This is a genomic window from Brevibacterium sediminis (assembly GCF_024895295.1).
GTDB classification, from domain to species: Bacteria; Actinomycetota; Actinomycetes; order Actinomycetales; family Brevibacteriaceae; genus Brevibacterium; species Brevibacterium sediminis.
Map to the genome: position 1 here is coordinate 91,333 of NZ_JAHQRN010000008.1, position 19,097 is coordinate 110,429.

The window sequence follows — 19,097 nt, forward strand, 5'->3', positions numbered from 1 at the left end:
ACGTGTCGGGGCCATGACGGGGCGAGCATAGGACATGGGCCGCAGCGACAGTGAGATCCGACGCTGCGGCCCGTCTGGATCGGACGACGATCACTCCCCGTCGATGTGTTCGGCTGCGGTCTCCTTGGTGTTCTCGACGTTGGCGACGACCTCCGCCGACTTCAGGCGGGTCTTGATGCCGACGTAGAAGACGTTGGCGGTGAAGATGGTGCAGACCAACTCGCCCCAGCCGAACGTGAGCACGCCCATGGCGCCTTCACCGTAGTTGCTCAGCAGGCTGAGCACGGCCAGTCCGCCGAGCCACAGGATCATCCACCAACCGGATTTGAACTGCAGCGGCGGGATCTTGCTGCGGTCGCTGAACGCATAGTGCAGGCCGAGGACCACGTAACCGAGCGCCATGGCCAGGAACAGCTTCCAATTCGTGTCCCACCCTGTCCAGAACACGATGAGGTTCGCAGCGAGGAATCCGAGGAACGGGAGCGCGTCTCCGCCGGGCAGGCGGAACGGACGCTCCTGGTCGGGCAGCTGACGGCGCAGGGCCGCGACCGTGATGGGGCCGGAGCCGAAAGAGATGACGGTGCCGGAGGTGATGAACCCGACCATCTTCGCCCACGACGGGAACGGGAAGAACAGGAAGCAGGCGACGATGAACGTGATGAGCAGACCGAACCACGGGATGCCCTTCTTGTTCAGCTTCGTCATGGCACTCGGCGCATTGCCCACGCGCGCCTGCGAATACGACAGCCGCGGGGTGAGCGCGGTGAAGATCAGACCGGTGTCCGCCGGTGAGACGACGGCGTCGATGTAGAGGATGATCGCCAGCCACATCGCGCCGAGCATGATCGCGATCTCTGCCCACGGTCCCGCCGAGTTCGAGAACGACAGTCCGCCCCAACCGTCCTTGAGCAGATCGGTGGGGATGGCGCCGATGAACGCGACCTGCAGGAGGATGTAGATGATGCCGGTGAGCACGATCGAACCGATGACGGCGAAGGGCACGTTCCTCTGCGGGTTCTTCGTCTCACCGGCGAACTCCACTCCCTGGCGGAATCCGAGGTAGGAGAACACGATGCCCGCCGCTGGCAGGGCCGCGAAGATCGGGGCGATGCCGTTGGGGGCGAATCCGCCGAACTCGGGCATGTGGAAGTGACCGGGGTCGAACGCCAGCAGCGCCAGCCCGACGAACACAAGGACGATGACGAGCAGCTTCCACCACACGAGCACGTTGTTGAACTGGGCGAAGAACTTCACGCCGAACATGTTGATGACGCAGAAGACCGCGACCATCGCGATGCTCACGAAGATGCCCGGCACCGTGAGGACGAGCACCCCCTCCTTCGACTCCATCAGCCACGGCATATAGCTCGAGGCGTACTGAACGGCCGCGAGCACCTCGATGCCGACGGTTCCCGCCGCCGACAGCCACGTGATCCACCCGCTGGTGTAGCTGGCGAACGAACCGAAGGCGTAGTGCGGGTAGCGCACGACACCGCCGGCAACGGGGAACATGACACCCAGCTCGGAATAGTTCAGGGCCACGAAGATGATGAGGACCGCGCCCAGGGCCCACGACAGGATCGCGGCCGGACCAGCCATGCTCGCGGCATCGAAGGCACCGAAGAGCCAACCGGAGCCGATGATCGACCCGACTCCGGTGAAGAGCAGCCCGGTCTTGCCGATATCGCGTTTGAGCCCTTTGTCATGGACGACGGTCACGCTCGTGGGCGAGCCCGATGACAGGGAATTGGGTGAGGGCATCATTGCCTCCGAGGGTAGACGGCAGTTTATCCGCCGCTAGTTTTCTCCGATCGGTGTGTGATGTCAATTACATAGCCGTGTTATACGGCAAGGTCACAGACTCAAACGACCCCGAACACGTCTTTTCGGTGTTCGGGGTCGAATGGTGGAACGTTGAGGGTCACTATGTGAGGAATTGGGCCCAGGTGGATAGGCTGCCCGAACCGGCAGGGTCGGTCCCCGGCGACGGTCTAAGCGGCAGCCTCGCTGCCCACTCCTTTCCACTCGAAGTTTCAACTGTGGCCGGCCGTCGCTTCCGCCAGACGCTGGAGGTCAAGCACGCTCGGACGGCTCTCGTCGTCCCTTCGCACCACCTGCACCTCACTAAACGCCTCGGAGTCGCGCAGACGAAGGAAATGGACTCCGTCCCCCCGCAAACGTCGAGCCGACTGCGGAACGAATGCAACACCGAGATCAGCCTTGACCAATGCGAGCAGCGTCGTGAACTGTCGCGCCTCCTGCACAACTCTGCATGACTGGCCCGTTCTCAGTTCCATGGCGTCAAGGAGCTTCCATGTCCGTGGAGCACTGGTGCGCGGAAGTGAGACGAAGTCTCCGCCGGAGAATTCGTCGATTCCGACGATCCGGCGGTGACGAAGCATGTGCTGATCGGAGACAACCGCAAGCAGCGGTTCGCGAAACAACGGCGCCAGGGTCAGTCCAGTCACCGGCGCCAGGTCTCGAGTGATCCCGAGGTCGATCACCCCGCTGAGCAGCCCGTCGACCTGCTGAACCGAGTTGAGTTCACGTAGATCCAGCTCGACCCCTGTGCGCTGGGCACGCTGCTCAGCGATGAACGGGGGAAGCAGCTCCTCAGCAGCTGATGTGACAAATGCCAGGCTGACACGCCCGATCCACCCCCTCGAAGCGGCAGCCGCTGTTTCGCGCGCCGCTTCCGCCATCCGAATGGTCCGCCTGGCAGCTTCGATGAAGAACTCCCCCGACGACGTCAGCTTCACGTTGCGGCTCGTGCGTTCGAAGAGCTCGACCCCGAGACTGCGTTCAAGGTCACGAATCTGCCGAGACAGCGACGGCTGTGCCACATGCAGTTGATCGGCCGCCCGTCCGAAATGCAACTCGTCGGCCACGGCCACAGCAAATCTCAGTTGTCGAAGCTCCATAGGCACCATCCTGCAACGATAATGTTTCCGAATCAATCGATCACATATGAGTCTTGGACTGAAATGATCGAGAGATCTACTGTGAGCTTGACCCCACATTCTCAGTTCTGTGGGAAAAACGGACGATGACGACCTTTCAGCAGATTGGAACCGCCTTGAGTACCACCGAAGCTACTCCCGACCACGGCAACACACCGAAAACCACCATCGATTGGCCCACCGCCGGCTGGAGCACTGGAATCCTCGCCGCTTTCGTCGTCGCCGCCCTCGTCTTCCCCTCCGCTATCAGCACGGGAGTGGGCAAGGGCTTCACCCTCGCGGCGTCGATGTTTGGTGCATACTGGCAGGTACTTCTGCTGCTCACCTTTTTTGTCGCCGTCGCACTCATCTTCACTCCGTGGTCACGGGCTCGCCTCGGTGGAATGAGGGCACCCGAGTACAGCCGCTTCAAGTGGGTCGCGATGATCATGACCACGCTGCTTGCCGGTGGAGGCGTGTTCTGGGCGGCGGCCGAACCGCTCTACCACTATTCTTCCGTCCCGCCGGCATTCGACGACGTCGAGCAGGGCACCATGCAGGGCGTGTTTGCAGCTCTTGCTGTGAGTTTTGTCGACTGGGGGTTCCTCGCGTGGGCGATCCTCGGATCGCTCGGAGCAATCGTCATGCTCATCGCCGCTGATAGAGGCTTACCCCTGCGTCCCCGCAGCCTGCTCTACCCGATCCTCGGCAAGAAAGCCGCGACGAGTCCCATCGGGTCAGTCGTCGACGTAGTCAGCATCATCTCTGTAGCCGCCGGCACAATCGGTCCGGTCGGATTCCTTGGTCTCCAGATCTCCTACGCCCTCCAGTCGCTCTTCGGCTTCCCCGATGTCTACTGGGTGCAGCTCGGCCTCATCGCAGTTCTCACTGCCGTCGCTGGTGTCAGCGTCTTCTCCGGAATCAACAAGGGCATCCAGCTCCTCAGCCGCATCAACGTATGGTTGGCCATCGGGCTCATGGCCCTAGTTCTCGTCTTCGGTTCGGCCTGGTACGTCCTCAAGGTTTTCGTCGGTGGATTCGGCCTGTACATCACTCACTTCATTCCTCTGTCCCTCTACCAGGGCGACCAGGAGTGGGTCGCCGGTTGGACGGTCTTCTTCTTCGGATGGTTCCTCGGCTACGCCCCGCTGATGGCGATCTTCGTCGCTCGCATCTCACAGGGGCGCACCGCCCGCGACCTGCTCATCGGGACCTCTGTCCTCCCGCCGCTGGCAACAACCGTGTGGTTCGCGGTCCTCGGCGGCACCGGAATCTCACTCGACCAGCAGAATCCCGGCGCGGTGACCGGTCCGCTGGCTGATGACGGACTTCCTGCCGCGATCATGGCCATCACCTCACAGCTGCCGCTGTCGACCCTGATCGCCATCGCCTTCCTGCTTCTGACAATGACCTTCGTCGCCACCACCACGGATTCGATGTCGTATGCCATCTCTCAGTCGTGTATGAGACAGGGCGAGCCCAGCCCGCGACTGCGCGTGACCTGGGCCGTGCTCATCGGCGCCGCAGCTGCCGTTCTCATCTCTATCGGCGACGGCGGCATCGACGCCCTCCAATCCGCGATCGTCATTGCGGCAGTACCCGTCGGCTTCGTCATGCTGCCTTCGCTCTTCGGCGCACCTGTCCTCCTCCGTCGCATTGCCATCGAACAAGGTGTGGTCACGTCGAAGACCACGCGGGTTGCGTCGCCGGCTCCCACTGATCAGCTCTGACCCAAACCAAGCAAGCCCGAGACCCGGGTGAACCTCCAGGAAAGGAATCTCTCATGTCCACCGAAACACTCCAGCTGCGGAATCTCATCAATGGGGATTGGACGCTCGGAGCCGGGCGCGAAGCGCACAGCATCGACCCGGCAGACCCATCGGGACCGGCAGTGGCAACGTATCCGACCGCGACTGCCGCGCAGATCGACGTTGCAACCAACGCGGCTGTGGCAGCCGGGCGCACTTGGGATAAGACAGGGATCCTGGCCCGCGGAGCAATACTGCGCCGTGCTGCAGAGATACTCGCCTCCCGCGCCGAAGAGATCGCTGTGCTGATGACACGCGAGCACGGCAAGACCCTCAAAGACTCGCGGATCGAGGTCGCCGGGACGGTCGAGACCCTTCATTACCATGCTGGAGCGGCCCGCCGGCCCAACGGCGCCACCTTCCCAGCCACGCATCCAGAGGAAGTCGTGCGCACGGTTCGCCGGCCGCTCGGTCCCGTCGCTGTCATCACTCCTTGGAACTTCCCTGTGATGATCCCTGCATGGAAGATCGCTCCGGCCCTGCTGTGGGGCAACACCGTCGTGTGGAAGGCCGCCAGCGATACTCCCGCCTGCGCCGTAGCCTTCGCGGAGATCCTCGTCGAAGCCGGAGTTCCGGCCGGTGTGCTCAACCTCGTCCTGGCTCCGGGACCTTTAGGCACCCACCTTGTGGAGAATCCCGCCATCGCAGCCGTGACGTTCACCGGTTCGGTTCCTGTCGGCGAGCACATCCGCGGCATCGTCACCGGGCGCGGTGCACGCCTGCAGATGGAGCTGGGCGGGCACAACCCCGCTCTCGTCTTCCCCGATGCGGACATCGAGAGCACTGCGGACCTCATCATCGCCGCATCGGCCAACAGCACGGGACAGAAGTGCACGGCGATTCGACGCATCATCGCCGTCGGCGACGCCTATGATGCGCTCCGGGAGGCCCTCATCCCACGCTTCGAGGCTCTTCGCGTCGGACCGGGACAAAGCGTCGAGTCGGATCTCGGACCAGTGGTCAATGCCCGCGCGGCCGACGAGATCAGTGCCGCTATCGATCGGGCCGTCGCCGAGGGGGCCGAGGTCATCGCGCAGGCGTCGGTCCCCGACTCCGAGGGATGCTGGGTTCCTCCGACGCTGCTCGAGGGCAATAGGAACCAAGCGATCTCTCGTGAAGAGGTCTTCGGTCCCGTACCGCTGCTTATGCGCGCAGGTGACCTCGACTCTGCCCTCGAGATCGCCAACGACACCGACTTCGGACTCACTGCCTCGGTCTTCACCGATGATGAACGGATCGTGCGCCGGTGTCTGGAAGATCTCACGGCCGGTCTCATCAAGGTCAATAGCCCCAACACCGGATCGGAGATCCACGCACCCTTCGGTGGACTCGCAGCATCGTCGTTCCCTGCGCCGCGCGAACAGGCCAGTGACTCAGCCGCGGAGTTCTTCAGCATCACGAAGGCCGCCTATCATCGCCTGTCACCTCAGGCCTGACACGCTCATCATGCTTCTGCGAAAGGGAGTAGACACTATGAATACCACCATGCGGCCCGCGTCGGTCGTATGCGATCCCGCCGACATGGGCGGAGCCCGTTCCACCCGTCACAGTTTCAGTCGTCAGCTCATCAGGGAACTCGGTTCAGGACGGTGGTCGTTCCACCGTGCGCTCTTCGACCTCGACGATCTCGGACGCGGCACCGCCGCCTACGAGATCCGAATCGACGGTAGCCAGGTCATGACCATGGTTCTGTTCTCTCAGATCATCGGTGAGGACGCTCGCACTGACCGAGTCATCGCCGAAGCGTGGGATGTCACCGGCGCTCTCCTCGAAGGGAGGCGAACCGGTGCCGACATCGAAGACCTGCGCTCTCAGGTCACCGTCCAAGAAGAGGGACGAGCAGTGCCCGGCACGATCATCTGGGGTCGCGCCAATCGCAGCGTGCGCTTCTTCGACCAGGTTGTTCGCGACCTGGCGAACGGCCAGCAACCTGACCCCAACGGTTTCGGGCTCTCTCCTTATCTTCTGCGGTCGACAGCGTTCTACAGCAACGGTAAATTCGGTATGCGCGACTTTGAGAGCTATCTGCCCGGGCACGTGTTCTCGACTCCCTACCGCGCCCATATGCTCGCCGCCTGGCTGTTCCGGGAATTCAGCTGTGAGCTCGCCGAGCACTGTGCAAAAGCCAGCAGCCCCGCCGCGGCAACACTCAGCGGCGAATGGTCACGATACTTCGGCCTGGGCAATGCGACAGGGCTCGGCCTCGTCCCCTACGCTGTGAATCATCCGGAGATTCTCAACGCATGGCTGTGGACGCGGGAGTACCCGCTGGCCTGTGCCCTCGAACGGGACGACGGACCGGACAGTGAGGCCGCGAGCCGAGTCCGCGACCTGCTCGAACGCTTCTCGATCTATCTGCACCAGCAGGGTGATGGCACGACGGAGCCGTTCACCTCGGGCAGCGCGCTTGCGACGGCCTTGGACCCCCTCCGCGTTCTCGCAGGCGAATACGTCAGCAACGGCACCATGCACGGCGTCCAGATCGATGCTCCATGGCGCACCCTTCACGCTGCAGCCGAAGAGATAGGACCAGAAGTCCGCGGTATAGTCGCGACTGTTCTCACCGAACTCACGTCTGATCTCGATGCCGAGGTCGAGTCCGGACTCGTCTGCGTCGAGGACCGCCATGTCGACCCGACGTGGACGATCAGCCGACTGCGCGAGAGGATCAACGACGACTACAGATGGATCGATTCGTTCGACTTCACCGACGAAAGCGAACTCGACCGCTTCTGGTTCACCTCCCAGACGAGTGAAGAGCCGCGTCGAGGCGACTCCGCGGTCGATCGCGGACTCGCCTTCCAGCACGGGGTCAACATCGCCGAGCAGGTGTGGCGGCTCCGTTCCGCCGTGGCTGAGCTTCCGGACGAAACGCTGGTGGCTGAATTCCTGCTCTCTGTACCAGAACACCGCGCAGCGGTCGCACGTGTGCAGAAGGTCGGCCCACTGCCATACGGAGAGGTCCACGCCAATCTGAGATCGGCGAGCTTCGTTCCCCTCAATCCGCAGCGGCTTCAACTGTCGGTCTATGGGATGGAGAACTTCAATCCGCAGTCCACCGATTGGCTGCGGGTGACGCTGTTCTCGGGAGCACCTCGCCTGTCCGAGATCAACTCTGGCGAATACACCGATAACTGGATGTTTCCCCTCCGACCGAAAAGCGAGATCACCGTATGAACATCAGCCCAACGCATGAGGACGCGATCGTCGTCGATGGCCTCCAGATCAACAACTGGTCTCGCGCAGTTCTCGAAGAACTCGTTGCCGGCGGGGTGAGCGCAGCCAACGCCACCATCACCGTATGGGAAGGGATCGAAGAGAGCCTCCGAGCTGTCGGCGAGTGGAACCAATTCGCCCGCAGGAACTCCGATCTCATGGTGCTGGCCGGGTCCAGTGACGAGATCCGCAAAGCGAAAGCCGCGGGGAAGATCGCGATTCTCCTCGGTGCCCAGAACACGAGTCTCTACGGCGACGACTATCGCCTCGTCGAGGTGTACGCACAGCTGGGGGTCAAGATCGTGCAGCTGACCTACAACAACCAGAACACTGTCGGCGGCTCCTGCTACGAGCCGCATGACAGCGGTCTGACCCGCTTCGGCACAAATATCATCACGGAGATGAACTCCTCCGGAGTCCTCGTCGATCTGTCTCACGTGGGCAACCGCACATCGATCGAGGCCGCCGAGGCGTCAGCTGTACCAGTGGCCGTCACCCACTCGAACCCGACGTGGTTCGTCGATAACCCCCGCAACAAACCCGATGAGGTCATCACCGCGGTGACCTCACGAGGAGGTGTCATCGGGTGCTGCCTCTATCCGAACGTCATCGGCGGCGCCGAGGCCACGTTGGAGGGGTTCTGCGAAATGGTGCGTCGATTGGCCGATCAGGTCGGACCCGACCGGGTCGGTCTCGGCAGCGACTGCACACGACATTGGGACGACAGCTTCGTGGAATGGCTGCGCAGCGGACGATGGCGGCCCCCGAGTACTCAGACTGCCACCTGGCCGACCTGGCCGCAGTGGTTCAACGGCCCTGAGGACTTCCCACGAATCACCGACGGACTCTTCGCGGTCGGATTCACCGAGACCGAAGTCCGCGGCATCCTCGGCGAGAACTGGCTGCGCGTCTTCGATGAAGTATTTCCCGGACAGGAGGGTGCATGAGCACGATGACCGAATCCACGATCAGGCTCAGCCTGCGGGAGCTTTTCGAAATGCCCTACCGGGCATTTCGTGTCGCCGGGGCCAGCCATGGGGAGGCACAGGACAGTGCCGAAGCCACGCAGTTCACCCAAGTCCACTATGGAACCGGACTGAAGTCATTGATCGACATCTGCCACGAGAAATGGACGAAGACGCCGACTGCGCTGACACGCGATCAACATCCTGAGCATCTGCGATTCGTCGTCACCTCAGAGTCCGCGCTGAAGACGCTGCATTTCGGGCCCGCCCTTGTCGACCTTGCCACAAGTTCCGATCAAACTGTCGTCGTCGACGTACGGCTGGCCGAGCTCAATGCCTGTATCGACAATCCGCTTCGGCTCGGTGCGCGGCGTGCCGACCGCACCCTGTTCGCTGCCCAACGACACGACAATGCACTGCGCATCCGCTGGGCCACGCCGACCGGCGATCTCGGCCGTGCAGAACTCGACATCGAGTCTGCCAAAGCCCGAGCCGACCTGACCGTGGACAACTGTCGCACTCACATCGGAAGTCGGCAGGAGTCCTTCCTGCCGTTCACCACTTCAGCAGTAATCACTTCCGCCGCCGACCTCGAGTCCCGACGAGCCGAGACCGCGCTGGCAGGCACCGAGGTCGACCGCGAACTGTGGGTAGAGATCAACCATCTGGCCCAGGGATTCAAACAAATCGACAACGAAGGCAAGAGATGACTGAAATTACCTACCGCAAACACTCCTCGGGACCGGTTCGCCCCTATTCCGCTTCGGCGACTGCCAATGAAATCGTCTGGGCCTGCGGGCAGATCCCGGCAGCCGCAGACGGAAGCATCCCATCAGACTTGGGCGACCAGGTACGTGCCGCATTCGCCAATCTCGAGGCCACCCTCACCGATGCAGGCTCCTCTCTGTCCCACATTGTGAAGATGACTGTCTTCCTCGCCGACCTCGATGAGTTCGACTCCTACAACGAGGCTTATCTCGACTGCTTCGGCACCAGGACGCTTCCTCCTCGGACCACAGTCGAGGTGAGCCGCTTCCGCGGTGACAAGCGAATCGAAATCGACGCCGTTGCCGTGGTCGCCGACGAGAGCGACGGCTGAGAACCCCGGCTGGGGGCGAATCCTGACCGAACTCGATCTCAGTCGAGGTCCCGATCAGCTGTGCTGGTCGGGACCTCACACATGACGACACCGAAATCTCGAGAGGAGCGCACATTCTGTGCGAAAAGGGCACCGGAGACGCTGGTGACCCGAACCATCACGCACCGACAGCGACTTGTCACCCCGTTGCACAGGGTGGAGATGTCACTGCCGGTGACGGGTGGCGCCCGAAGTGTAGGAGGTGCCGCGGCTGGTGTGGTGTGCCGTCGCCGCTGCGGGATTCCCTTGAGTCAATCATGTTTCGGCAGAAAGCTAACAATGTGGAAACTGACAAACTGATACTTGTAAACATGCAATTACAAGTATCAGTTTGAAAGTTTGGCCTCCACCGGGTCAGCTCCCGGCGTTCGCGTCCGCGGTCAGGTGGGCGCGCGCCTCGGCGAGCATGGCCTCACGGGTCGCGATCTTCACCCGCTCACGTCCCTCGGCCACACCAAGGGCCTTCTCGGCAGCCTCGAGCCGGTGATAGCCCTCCCAGTCCGTGAAGTCGACGCCCTTCGATTCGAGCAGCTCGACGATCGAGGACTCCTCCGGGTACAGGGGTTCGGTGAGCGCCCCGGCGGCCTGGTCGTCGAGGATGTGTCCGATCGTCTCGAGCGCATCGCCCTTCGTATGACCGATGAGCCCGACGGGTCCGCGCTTGATCCATCCGGTCGTGTACACGCCGGGGATGACGTCCGCCTCGGCAGCCTGGCCCTGATCATCGGCGTCGACGACGCGTCCTTCGTGATTCGTGATGACCTTCTTGGCCTCATCGAAGGGCAGCTGCGGCAGCTGCGTTCCCGCATAGCCGACAGCCCGGTACACGGCATCGATGTCCCAGTCGTGGAAGTCCCCGGTGCCGTTGACGCCACCGGTCCCGTCGAGTTCCTGACGTTCCGTGCGCAGACCGGTCACCCGATCCTCGCCGAGGATGGCCACCGGTGCGTGGAGGAAGTGCAGGTGCAGACGGCGCTTCGCCCCGGTCTCCTCCCGCATCGCAAAGTCCGTGAGCGTCTTCGTCACCTGCTTGACCTGGTTGCTCGACTCGATGGCCTCGAGCGACCCCTGATCGAACTCGTAGTCCTCCGCGTAGACGATGACGTCGACGTCTTCGACCTGACCGAGCTCACGCAGCTCGAGCGGAGTGAACTTCGCCTGCGCAGGGCCACGCCGTCCGAACACGTGGACATCGGTGACCTTCGAGGACTTCAGTCCTTCATACACATGGTCGGGGATCTCCGTCGTGTGCAGGTCATCGGCCTGCTTCGCGAGCACCCGAGCCACGTCGAGGGCGACATTTCCGTTGCCGAGCACAGCGACCTTCTCCGCATCCAGCGGCCACGTCTGGGCGACATCCGGGTGGGCGTCGTACCAGTTGACGAAGTCCGCGGCCCCATAGGAACCCGGCAGGTCGATGCCGGGCAGCGACAGCGGTGCGTCGACGAAGCAGCCAGTGGAGAAGATCACCGCATCGTAGCGGTCGGTGAGCTCGCCGAGGTTGATGTCGGCCCCGTATTCGACGTTGCCGAACAGGCGGATGTCACCACGGTCGAGGACCTTGATGAGCGCATTGATGATGCCCTTGATCCGCGGATGGTCGGGGGCGACACCGTAGCGGACGAGCCCGAAGGGAGAGGGCAGGCGTTCGAACAGGTCGATGCTCAGTTCCAGGTCATGTTCGGCCTTGGTCAGCAGGTCGGCGGCGTAGATGCCGGCGGGACCGGCACCGATGATGGCCACTCTGAAGGGAATTGCGGGCATGGTTTTCCTTGATCAGTCGGAGGTGAGCGAAGTGTCGCTCGTCGTCATTGAGAAGTCAGTCGCTGGGTGTTCAGTCGTCCGCATTCTGCGGCGGCAGAGCTGCGATGAAGGGATGGTCTTTGTCGACAACCCCGTGGGCGGCAGCTCCGCCCGGGGAGCCGATGTCGTCGAAGAATTCGACGTTCGCCTTGTAGTAGGCCTCCCACTCATCAGGCACATCGTCTTCGTAGAAAATCGCTTCGACGGGGCACACGGGTTCACACGCTCCGCAGTCGACGCATTCGTCGGGGTGGATGTAGAGGGAGCGAGTGCCTTCGTAGATGCAGTCGACCGGGCATTCCTCGATGCAGGCGCGGTCCTTCAGGTCCACGCACGGTTGGGCGATGATGTAGGTCATGGGTTCCTCACGAGTTCGGATGCCGATGCGGCAGGCTCGGTCGCCTGGGTGAACGCACCATCGGCGTAGGGGCTCAAGGTCACGACATCACCGGCGACGATCACGGCCGGTGACCGGACGCCTCGGCGAGCCGCGCGGAAGGCGATGTCGCCGAGGGTTCCGATGGTCACTCGTTGGTTCTCACCGAATCCGTCTTCGACGATCGCGACCGGGCAGTCGTCACCGCGCCCGGATCGGGCGAGCACCATCGCCGAATTGATGAGTGTGCCCACTCCCATGAGCACGACGACGGTGTGGTCGCGTCCCCCGCCGATCTCGCTGAGCTGGTCGTGACCGGTCACGACCGTGTACGAGGTGGCGACGCCTCGGTGGGTGAGCGGGATTCCAGCGACCGCGGGAACGGAGTTCGCGCTGGTCACCCCGGGAACGACGCGGACATCGACTCCGGCGGCCCGGCAGGCGATGACCTCCTCTCCCCCACGTCCGAGGACGAACGGGTCCCCGCCCTTGAGTCGGACGACCCGACGGCCGAGCTTCGCCTGTGTGATGAGGATGTCGTTGATCCCGCTCTGCGGCACCGGATGGTGCCCCGGCAGCTTGCCGACGTCGATGATCTCCGCGTCCAGGGGTGCACCGCGTTCGGTTTCGAGCTGATCGATGACCGATCGGGCGCCGAGGCGGTCGGCCACGATGACGTCGGCGCGTTCCAATGCGCGCAGACCGGTGACGGTGAGCAGTCCGAGATCGCCCGGTCCGGCACCGACGAGCAGCACCGTGCCCGGCTGCTGTGGGAGGAAGAGCGTCATGACTGGTCCTCGATGGATTCGGGGCTGGGGGCCGCCTCGGGGGTGTGGATTCCTGCGGCGAGGGTGTTGCCCGTCTGCGGGTCGATGACGACGAAGGCACCGGCCGTGCCGTGGTCGCGGAAGTCCGGGACCGGCAGTTCGGCGGACAGCTTCACCCGGGCCAGGCCGATGTCGTTGCCGGCGAGCACCTCGGCGGGTTCGGTTTCGGAGGTCTCGAGGTTGCGTTTGGCCTCGATAGTGACGATCCCCTTCACGGTCGTCGTCCCCGTCTTGATGAGTACCCGGTCCCCCGTACGCAGGCCCTCGGCCGTGAACGGGAACACCTCGGCGCGCAGTTCCCGGCGCGGGGTGGGCAGGGTGCCGGCCGCGGCGATGACGCTGCCACGGGCGGTATCGACGTCATCGGCCAGCCGCAGCGCCACCGACAGCGGCGCACTCGCGGTCTCAAGGGGACCGCTGGCGGTATCGATGCCGGTCACCGTCGTTTTCAGCCCGGCGGGGTGGATCTCGATCTCATCGCCGAGGCTGACCCGCCCGGCCGTGATCTGTCCGGCCACCGCCCGGTAGTCCCGGAATTCCTCGGGGTCGAGTCCCGGTGCCAGTCCCCCTTGCGGACGGAGCACTGTCTGCACGTCGAGGCGGAAGGCCTCGAGATCGGCGGTGTCTTCGTCCGTGCTCGGCAGGGTCTCGAGGAGTTCGAGCAGCGCCGGGCCGGAGTACCAGGGCGTGTTGTCCGAGGTGGTGGCGACATTGTCCCCGGCCAGGGCGGAGATCGGAATGAGGTGCGGGGTCTCGAGGCCGATCTCGTCGGCGAGCGTCTTGACGTCGTCCTCGACCGTCTCGATCGCCGCCTGGTCGTAGTCGATGAGGTCGATCTTGTTGACGGCGATGATGACGTGGCGGATGCCCAGTCGGGAGACGACGGTGAGGTGCCGGCGAGTCTGTTCGGTCGCGCCGGTGCGGGCGTCGATGAGGACGACGACGGCATCGGCGGTCGAGGCTCCCGTGACCATGTTCCTGGTGTACTGCACGTGTCCGGGGCAGTCGGCGAGGATGAACGAACGACGGTCGGTGGCGAAATACCGGTAGGCGACGTCGATGGTGATGCCCTGTTCGCGTTCGGCCCGCAGACCGTCGGTGAGCAGCGCGAAATCGAACTCACCTCCCAGGAATCCGCGTTCCCGGCTTGTGGCGGTCACGGCGGCGAGCTGGACGGCGAGGATCGCCTTCGCATCATGGAGAAGCCGGCCGACGAGCGTGGATTTGCCGTCGTCGACGGATCCGGCGGTGGCGAAGCGCAGCAGCGTCTTCGTCGTCGTGTCCAAGGTCGGCGTCGCCTCGGTGGTGGTTGTTTCGGTGGTGGTTGTGGTCGTCATCAGAAGTACCCGTCCTTCTTGCGGTCTTCCATCGCCGCGGCCGAGATCCGGTCGTCGGCGCGAGTGGCACCGCGCTCGGTCACAGTGGTGGCGGCCACCTCGGCGAGGATGGACTCGAGGTCATCGGCGCTCGATTCGACGGCTCCGGTGCAGCTCATATCCCCGACGGTGCGGTAGCGGACCTTCTTGGTCGTGACGGTCTCGCCGTCGCGCGGGGTGGAGAATTCGCCCGTGGCCCACCACATGCCGTCGCGCTGGAAGACTTCGCGATCGTGGGCGAAGTAGAGCTCGGGCAGTTCGATGCCTTCGCGGGCGATATAGCTCCACACGTCGAGTTCGGTGAAGTTCGAGATCGGGAACACGCGCACGTGTTCGCCGGGCAGGTGACGGCCGTTGAAGAGGTTCCACAGTTCGGGGCGCTGGCTGCTGGGGTTCCAGCCGCCGAATTCGTCGCGCAGGGACAGGATGCGTTCCTTGGCCCGGGCCTTGTCCTCGTCGCGGCGGGCACCGCCGAAGACGGCGTCGAACTTGCCGCCGGTGATGGCGTCGAGCAGCGGCTGGGTCTGCAGGGTGTTGCGGGTCCCGTCGGGGCGTTCGCGCAGGCGACCGTCGTCGATGTAGTCCTGGACCTTCGCGACCGTGAGGTCGAGGCCGTACTTCTCGGCCGTCTCGTCACGGAAGCGGATGATCTCGTCGAAGTTGTGTCCGGTGTCGACGTGGAGAAGTCCGAACGGAATCTTCGCCGGCCAAAACGCCTTCGCTGCGAGATGGAGGACCGTCACGGAGTCCTTGCCGCCGGAGAACAGCAGCACGGGACGTTCGAACTCGGCGGCGACCTCACGGATGATGTGGATCGCTTCGGATTCGAGGACGTCGAGAGTGGACAGGCTCGCACCCGGGTTGTGGGCGGGCACCGCCTCGGTGTTGGTGTGTGTGTCGTGGTTGAACTGGGTGTCGATGCTCATGTGTGGAGTCCGCATTCTGTCTTGGTCGATCCGGCCCAACGGCCGGCGCGGGGGTCTTCCCCTTCGGCGACGGGGCGAGTGCAGGGCTGGCAGCCGATCGACGGGTACCCCTGGTCAAGCAGCGGGTTGACCGGGACGTCGAAGGCGCGGGAGTAGTCGAGGAGGTCATCGAAGGACCACGCGGCCAGTGGGTTGACCTTGACGAGTCCGTTCTTCTCATCGAAGGTGATCAGCGGCGTATTCGTCCTGGTGGGAGCCTCGTCACGGCGGACTCCGGTGAACCAGAGTTCGTAGCCGTTGAGCGATTTCTTCAATGGTGCGACCTTGCGGCGGGCGCAGCACAGGCCCGGGTCGCGGGCGAAGAGGTCCTTGCCGAACTCGGCGTCCTGCTCTTCCACGGTCTGCTCCGGGAGGACGTCGACGATGTGGACATCGACACGGCGAGCCACCTCGTTGCGGGTGTCATAGGTCTCGGAGAAGTGATAGCCGGTGTCGAGGAAGAGGACGTCGACGCCGGGCTGGTACTGGGCGACGTAATGCGGCAGTGCCGCGTCGGCCATCGAGCAGGCCACGGCGCAGGCCGCCGTGTCGAAGTTCCGGGACACCCAGCGGATGACGTCGGCGGGGTTGGCCTCGGGAACACCGTTCTCCGGGTCACCGGCGAGTTCACGGGCACCCGCCTCGGCGAGGGCCTTGAGTTCCTCGATGGGGCGCGGTTCGGGGCGGGTCATACCAGTTCCTCCTCGTCAACACGGTGGGCCCATTCGGAGAAAGTCTCGGTTTCGCCTCGCCCGGCGAGAAAGCGACGGACGAGCTTCTCGACGTAGTCGCTGAGGTTCTCGGAAGTGACCTTGAGTCCGCGGACGGTGCGGCCGAGTCCGGCCTCGTCGCGGTCTTTCGAGGCCAGGCCCCCGCCGACGTGGACCTGGAATCCGGGGACCTGTTCGCCTTCGTCGGTGGTGACGATCTGGCCTTTGAGCCCGATGTCGGCGGTCTGGATGCGGGCGCAGGAGTTCGGGCAGCCGTTGAGGTGGAAGCTGATCGGGTGGGGCAGCTCCTCGATGTCGGCGAGGCGCTCTTCGAGCTTCGTGATGGTGTCGGCTGCGGTCTGCTTGGTCTCGACGATGGCGAGTTTGCAGTATTCGATGCCGGTGCACGCGATCGTCGAGCGGCGGAAGAGGTCCTTGCGGCTGGAGAGGCCCAGGGAGTCGAGCTCGGCGACGACGGCTTCGACGTCCTTCTCCTCGATGTCGAGCAGCAGGAACTTCTGGTGCGGGGTGGTACGCAGGCGCGTGGAGCCGTACTTGTCGGCGAGGTCGGCGACCTGGCCGAGCAGGGTGCCCGAGACGCGGCCGACGACGGGGCTGACCCCGATGTAGTAGCGGCCGTCGGTCTGCTTGTGTACGCCGACGTGGTCGCCGGCGGTGATCGGCTTGGCCGGTGCCGGACCGTCGGCGAGTTTGTATCCGAGGTATTCGGTCTCGAGGATCTCGCGGAACTTCTCCGGACCCCAATCGGCGAGCAGGAACTTCAGGCGGGCTTTGTTGCGGAGGCGGCGGAAGCCGTAGTCGCGGAAGATCGAGGTCACTCCCAGCCAGGTCTCGACGACCTGGTCGGGGGCGACCCAGGCGCCGAGGCGTTCGGCGAAGCGGGGGACGACGGACAGGGCGCCGCCGACCCACAGGTCGTAGCCGATGCCGTGTTCGGGGTGTTCGACGGCGACGAAGGAGCAGTCGTTGATCTCGTGGACGACGTCCTGGCTGGGGTGGCCGGTGATCGCGGTCTTGTATTTGCGGGGCAGGTTCGACAGGCTCTGGTCGCCGATGTAGCGGCGTGAGATCTCTTCGATCGCCGGTGTCGGGTCGATGAGCTCGTCGGCGGCGATGCCGGCGACGGGTGAGCCGAGGATGACGCGGGGGACGTCGCCGCAGGCTTCGGTGGTCTGCAGGCCGACGGCTTCGAGTCGGCGCCAGATCTCGGGGACGTTCTCGATCTCGATCCAGTGCAGCTGGATGTTCTGGCGGTCGGTGAGGTCGGCGCTGTCGCGGGCGAATTCGGTGGAGATGTCGGCGATCGTGCGCAGCTGCTCGGTGGTGAGCTTTCCGCCGTCGATGCGGACACGCAGCATGAAGTACTCGTCCTCGAGCTCATGCGGCTCGAGCTTCGCGGTGCGGCCGCCATCGATTCCGGGTTTGCGCTGCGTGTACAGGCCCCACCAGCGGAAGCGGCCGTGCAGGTCGTCGGAGTCGATCGACGAGAATCCACGTTTGGAGTAGATGGTCTCAATTCGGGCGCGAACGTTGAGGCCGTTGTCTTCGGCCTTGTCGATCTCGTTTTTGTTCAACGGTTCATGGCCGTCGATCTTCCACTGCCCATTGGACTTCTTCGGGCGGGCGGGCCGCTTTGCGGCCTGTTTACCTGCCGTTTCCTTGTTCTCTTCCACCTGAGTGGACATTGCTGTCTCCAAACGCTGAGGGGAACCAGTGATGAATCACGCTACATGAATGCCGAATTGCTCAACCAATTACCGAAGGGTTTGTGTCACGAAGTGACATATGGCGTCACGGCCTGCCGTGTATGCGGTCAGACGTTGAGCATCTGCGGGGTGAATTTGTGGGGTTGGGTGTGAGATTGGGTGTGAGGTTGGACGTAGGCAGGACAGCCGCCTTCAACATGGGCGCCACCGGGGCCGCTGTTGAGGCCGGCCGCGAAAATACCATCGCGAACTCGGCCGTGGATGCCCTCGCGGACTCGGTCGCGGACGATGTCAACGAGCTTCGGCGGAACGGCGGACGTGTTACCGCCTCCGGTGAGAAGCGGCGGAGCGAGGACGCCGGTCGAGTCAGTGCCGCCCTCAACGTGCTTGCGGGCGAGGTCGTCGAAGAAACCGGGGGCCAGCAGGTAGTTCGCCAGCACGGGTCGGGCACCGCGCCTGCGGCTCTGTCCGACGAGGTCTTTCAACGGCATTCCTCCGCCGGCGAGGAAGCCGATCTCGACGGGACGCTCGAGTTCTGCGGCCAGCAGCCTGCCCATCTCCCGGCAGGACTCGTTCGCACGCTCGTCGCTCGAACCGGCAGCGGCGAGGATGACGTCGTCGCCGCTCTTCAAGAGCGGGAGGCGGTCGGCGAGGATCTCTGCGAGCCTCGGATCGGGCCCGAGCGTGGAGGTTCGTCGAACGTCACGGCTCGATTCAGCGGCACGGTCGGCCGCCTCGGCGAGGTCGACATGGACGTGATACCCCGCCGAGAGCAGGAGCGGCACGAGGACGACCGGACGGTCGGCGGGCAGTCGGGCGACCACCTCGTCGACGTCGGGTTTTTGGACGTCCACATGGCCGAGCATGACCTCGTCGGCAATCCCGCGAATACGCAGGTCCGTGGCGATCTCTGTCGCGAGCACTTCGATGAGGACCTGCCCGGTCGGCGATGAGGTTCCGTGGGAGATCAGGCCCACCGACGGCAACCCTGTCATTGCGCCCGCTCCTCAGCGTTTCTCTGCGCGAGCCTCTGCACCCGTTCCCGCACCTGCCCCGGGGCCGTCGAGGTCACCGGGCAGGCTGATTGCTCAACGACTGAGCAACCAGGGCGAGCAGTGATCGTTTGGATTGAATGCATTCGCACAGCGTAACCCATCCGCCTCGGCGTCGCATACAGGCTGTTCATCAGCGAAATATCGACATTCGACGTCATCTTTCGACACACGGCGACCGAGTTCGTAGGATTG

The 19,097-nt window shown here is 63.9% G+C and carries 16 protein-coding genes; 6 read left to right on the plus strand and 10 right to left on the minus strand.

Going from position 1 to position 19,097, the window contains the following annotated elements; translation table 11 throughout:
* Window positions 1–90: 90 nt before the first annotated feature.
* Both KTJ89_RS16645 and KTJ89_RS16650 read right to left on the minus strand, forming a co-directional pair.
* Window positions 91–1,764: an APC family permease gene (locus KTJ89_RS16645; RefSeq protein ID WP_259358542.1), complete on the minus strand. Its 1,674-nt coding sequence runs from the start codon at window positions 1,762–1,764 to the stop codon at window positions 91–93.
* A 269-nt stretch (window positions 1,765–2,033) separates the two neighbouring features.
* Window positions 2,034–2,930, minus strand: coding sequence for a LysR family transcriptional regulator (locus KTJ89_RS16650; protein ID WP_259358543.1), 897 nt, complete (start codon window positions 2,928–2,930; stop codon window positions 2,034–2,036).
* Window positions 2,931–3,076: 146 nt separating this feature from the next.
* On the opposite strand from KTJ89_RS16650, the gene KTJ89_RS16655 reads away from it, so the two are divergent.
* The 6 genes from KTJ89_RS16655 to KTJ89_RS16680 are packed head-to-tail and all read left to right on the plus strand — an operon-like array spanning window position 3,077 to window position 10,027.
* The gene (locus KTJ89_RS16655; protein WP_259358544.1) at window positions 3,077–4,669 is read left to right on the plus strand and encodes a BCCT family transporter; all 1,593 of its coding nucleotides are present in this window, start codon (window positions 3,077–3,079) and stop codon (window positions 4,667–4,669) included.
* A 53-nt stretch (window positions 4,670–4,722) separates the two neighbouring features.
* On the plus strand, window positions 4,723–6,183 hold the full coding sequence (locus tag KTJ89_RS16660) for an aldehyde dehydrogenase family protein (RefSeq protein ID WP_259358545.1): 1,461 nt from the start codon (window positions 4,723–4,725) through the stop codon (window positions 6,181–6,183).
* 37 nt (window positions 6,184–6,220) lie between these two features.
* Window positions 6,221–7,924 carry a hypothetical protein gene (locus KTJ89_RS16665; protein WP_259358546.1) on the plus strand — a complete coding sequence of 568 codons (1,704 nt, stop codon included), beginning with the start codon at window positions 6,221–6,223 and terminating at the stop codon, window positions 7,922–7,924.
* Window positions 7,921–8,910, plus strand: a complete 990-nt coding sequence (locus KTJ89_RS16670; protein WP_259358547.1) for a membrane dipeptidase — start codon at window positions 7,921–7,923, stop codon at window positions 8,908–8,910. Before KTJ89_RS16665 ends, KTJ89_RS16670 begins: the two co-directional genes overlap by 4 nt.
* Window positions 8,907–9,638, plus strand: a complete 732-nt coding sequence (locus tag KTJ89_RS16675; protein WP_259358548.1) for a hypothetical protein — start codon at window positions 8,907–8,909, stop codon at window positions 9,636–9,638. Before KTJ89_RS16670 ends, KTJ89_RS16675 begins: the two co-directional genes overlap by 4 nt.
* A complete protein-coding gene (locus KTJ89_RS16680) occupies window positions 9,635–10,027 on the plus strand; it encodes a RidA family protein (RefSeq protein WP_259358549.1) in 393 nt (130 codons plus the stop codon). Before KTJ89_RS16675 ends, KTJ89_RS16680 begins: the two co-directional genes overlap by 4 nt.
* A 393-nt stretch (window positions 10,028–10,420) precedes the next feature.
* Here KTJ89_RS16680 and KTJ89_RS16685 read toward each other — a convergent pair whose 3' ends face one another.
* From KTJ89_RS16685 to KTJ89_RS16720, 8 genes are all read right to left on the minus strand, one after another.
* Window positions 10,421–11,830, minus strand: coding sequence for an FAD-dependent oxidoreductase (locus KTJ89_RS16685; protein ID WP_259358550.1), 1,410 nt, complete (start codon window positions 11,828–11,830; stop codon window positions 10,421–10,423).
* Window positions 11,831–11,900: 70 nt separating this feature from the next.
* Window positions 11,901–12,227 (minus strand): ferredoxin, encoded by a 327-nt coding sequence (gene fdxA / locus KTJ89_RS16690; RefSeq protein ID WP_172172271.1) that lies wholly within the window; start codon window positions 12,225–12,227, stop codon window positions 11,901–11,903.
* Window positions 12,224–13,033: a uroporphyrinogen-III C-methyltransferase gene (cobA, locus tag KTJ89_RS16695; protein ID WP_259358551.1), complete on the minus strand. Its 810-nt coding sequence runs from the start codon at window positions 13,031–13,033 to the stop codon at window positions 12,224–12,226. The genes fdxA and cobA overlap by 4 nt, the downstream gene beginning before the upstream one ends.
* Complete coding sequence (locus KTJ89_RS16700) at window positions 13,030–14,409, minus strand: sulfate adenylyltransferase subunit 1 (protein WP_259358552.1); 1,380 nt, start codon at window positions 14,407–14,409, stop codon at window positions 13,030–13,032. Before KTJ89_RS16700 ends, cobA begins: the two co-directional genes overlap by 4 nt.
* Window positions 14,409–15,374, minus strand: a complete 966-nt coding sequence (gene cysD, locus KTJ89_RS16705) for a sulfate adenylyltransferase subunit CysD (protein WP_259358553.1) — start codon at window positions 15,372–15,374, stop codon at window positions 14,409–14,411. The genes KTJ89_RS16700 and cysD overlap by 1 nt, the downstream gene beginning before the upstream one ends.
* Window positions 15,371–16,105 carry a phosphoadenylyl-sulfate reductase gene (locus KTJ89_RS16710; protein ID WP_259358554.1) on the minus strand — a complete coding sequence of 245 codons (735 nt, stop codon included), beginning with the start codon at window positions 16,103–16,105 and terminating at the stop codon, window positions 15,371–15,373. Before KTJ89_RS16710 ends, cysD begins: the two co-directional genes overlap by 4 nt.
* Entirely contained in the window at window positions 16,102–17,829 is a 1,728-nt protein-coding gene (locus KTJ89_RS16715) for a nitrite/sulfite reductase (RefSeq protein ID WP_259358555.1), read from the minus strand. Before KTJ89_RS16715 ends, KTJ89_RS16710 begins: the two co-directional genes overlap by 4 nt.
* A 128-nt stretch (window positions 17,830–17,957) precedes the next feature.
* The gene (locus tag KTJ89_RS16720) at window positions 17,958–18,845 is read right to left on the minus strand and encodes a sirohydrochlorin chelatase (protein WP_259358556.1); all 888 of its coding nucleotides are present in this window, start codon (window positions 18,843–18,845) and stop codon (window positions 17,958–17,960) included.
* Between the last annotated feature and the right edge of the window lie 252 nt (window positions 18,846–19,097).

What these genes read in the sequence shown, in the direction of transcription:
- KTJ89_RS16645 (WP_259358542.1), bottom strand. Translation starts at nt 1,764, where the DNA reads ATGATGCCCTCACCCAATTCCCTGTCATCGGGCTCGCCCACGAGCGTG.
- KTJ89_RS16650 (WP_259358543.1), bottom strand. Translation starts at nt 2,930, where the DNA reads ATGGTGCCTATGGAGCTTCGACAACTGAGATTTGCTGTGGCCGTGGCC.
- KTJ89_RS16660 (WP_259358545.1), top strand. Translation starts at nt 4,723, where the DNA reads ATGTCCACCGAAACACTCCAGCTGCGGAATCTCATCAATGGGGATTGG.
- KTJ89_RS16665 (WP_259358546.1), top strand. Translation starts at nt 6,221, where the DNA reads ATGAATACCACCATGCGGCCCGCGTCGGTCGTATGCGATCCCGCCGAC.
- KTJ89_RS16670 (WP_259358547.1), top strand. Translation starts at nt 7,921, where the DNA reads ATGAACATCAGCCCAACGCATGAGGACGCGATCGTCGTCGATGGCCTC.
- KTJ89_RS16675 (WP_259358548.1), top strand. Translation starts at nt 8,907, where the DNA reads ATGAGCACGATGACCGAATCCACGATCAGGCTCAGCCTGCGGGAGCTT.
- KTJ89_RS16680 (WP_259358549.1), top strand. Translation starts at nt 9,635, where the DNA reads ATGACTGAAATTACCTACCGCAAACACTCCTCGGGACCGGTTCGCCCC.
- KTJ89_RS16685 (WP_259358550.1), bottom strand. Translation starts at nt 11,830, where the DNA reads ATGCCCGCAATTCCCTTCAGAGTGGCCATCATCGGTGCCGGTCCCGCC.
- fdxA (WP_172172271.1), bottom strand. Translation starts at nt 12,227, where the DNA reads ATGACCTACATCATCGCCCAACCGTGCGTGGACCTGAAGGACCGCGCC.
- cobA (WP_259358551.1), bottom strand. Translation starts at nt 13,033, where the DNA reads ATGACGCTCTTCCTCCCACAGCAGCCGGGCACGGTGCTGCTCGTCGGT.
- KTJ89_RS16700 (WP_259358552.1), bottom strand. Translation starts at nt 14,409, where the DNA reads ATGACGACCACAACCACCACCGAAACAACCACCACCGAGGCGACGCCG.
- cysD (WP_259358553.1), bottom strand. Translation starts at nt 15,374, where the DNA reads ATGAGCATCGACACCCAGTTCAACCACGACACACACACCAACACCGAG.
- KTJ89_RS16710 (WP_259358554.1), bottom strand. Translation starts at nt 16,105, where the DNA reads ATGACCCGCCCCGAACCGCGCCCCATCGAGGAACTCAAGGCCCTCGCC.
- KTJ89_RS16715 (WP_259358555.1), bottom strand. Translation starts at nt 17,829, where the DNA reads ATGTCCACTCAGGTGGAAGAGAACAAGGAAACGGCAGGTAAACAGGCC.
- KTJ89_RS16720 (WP_259358556.1), bottom strand. Translation starts at nt 18,845, where the DNA reads ATGACAGGGTTGCCGTCGGTGGGCCTGATCTCCCACGGAACCTCATCG.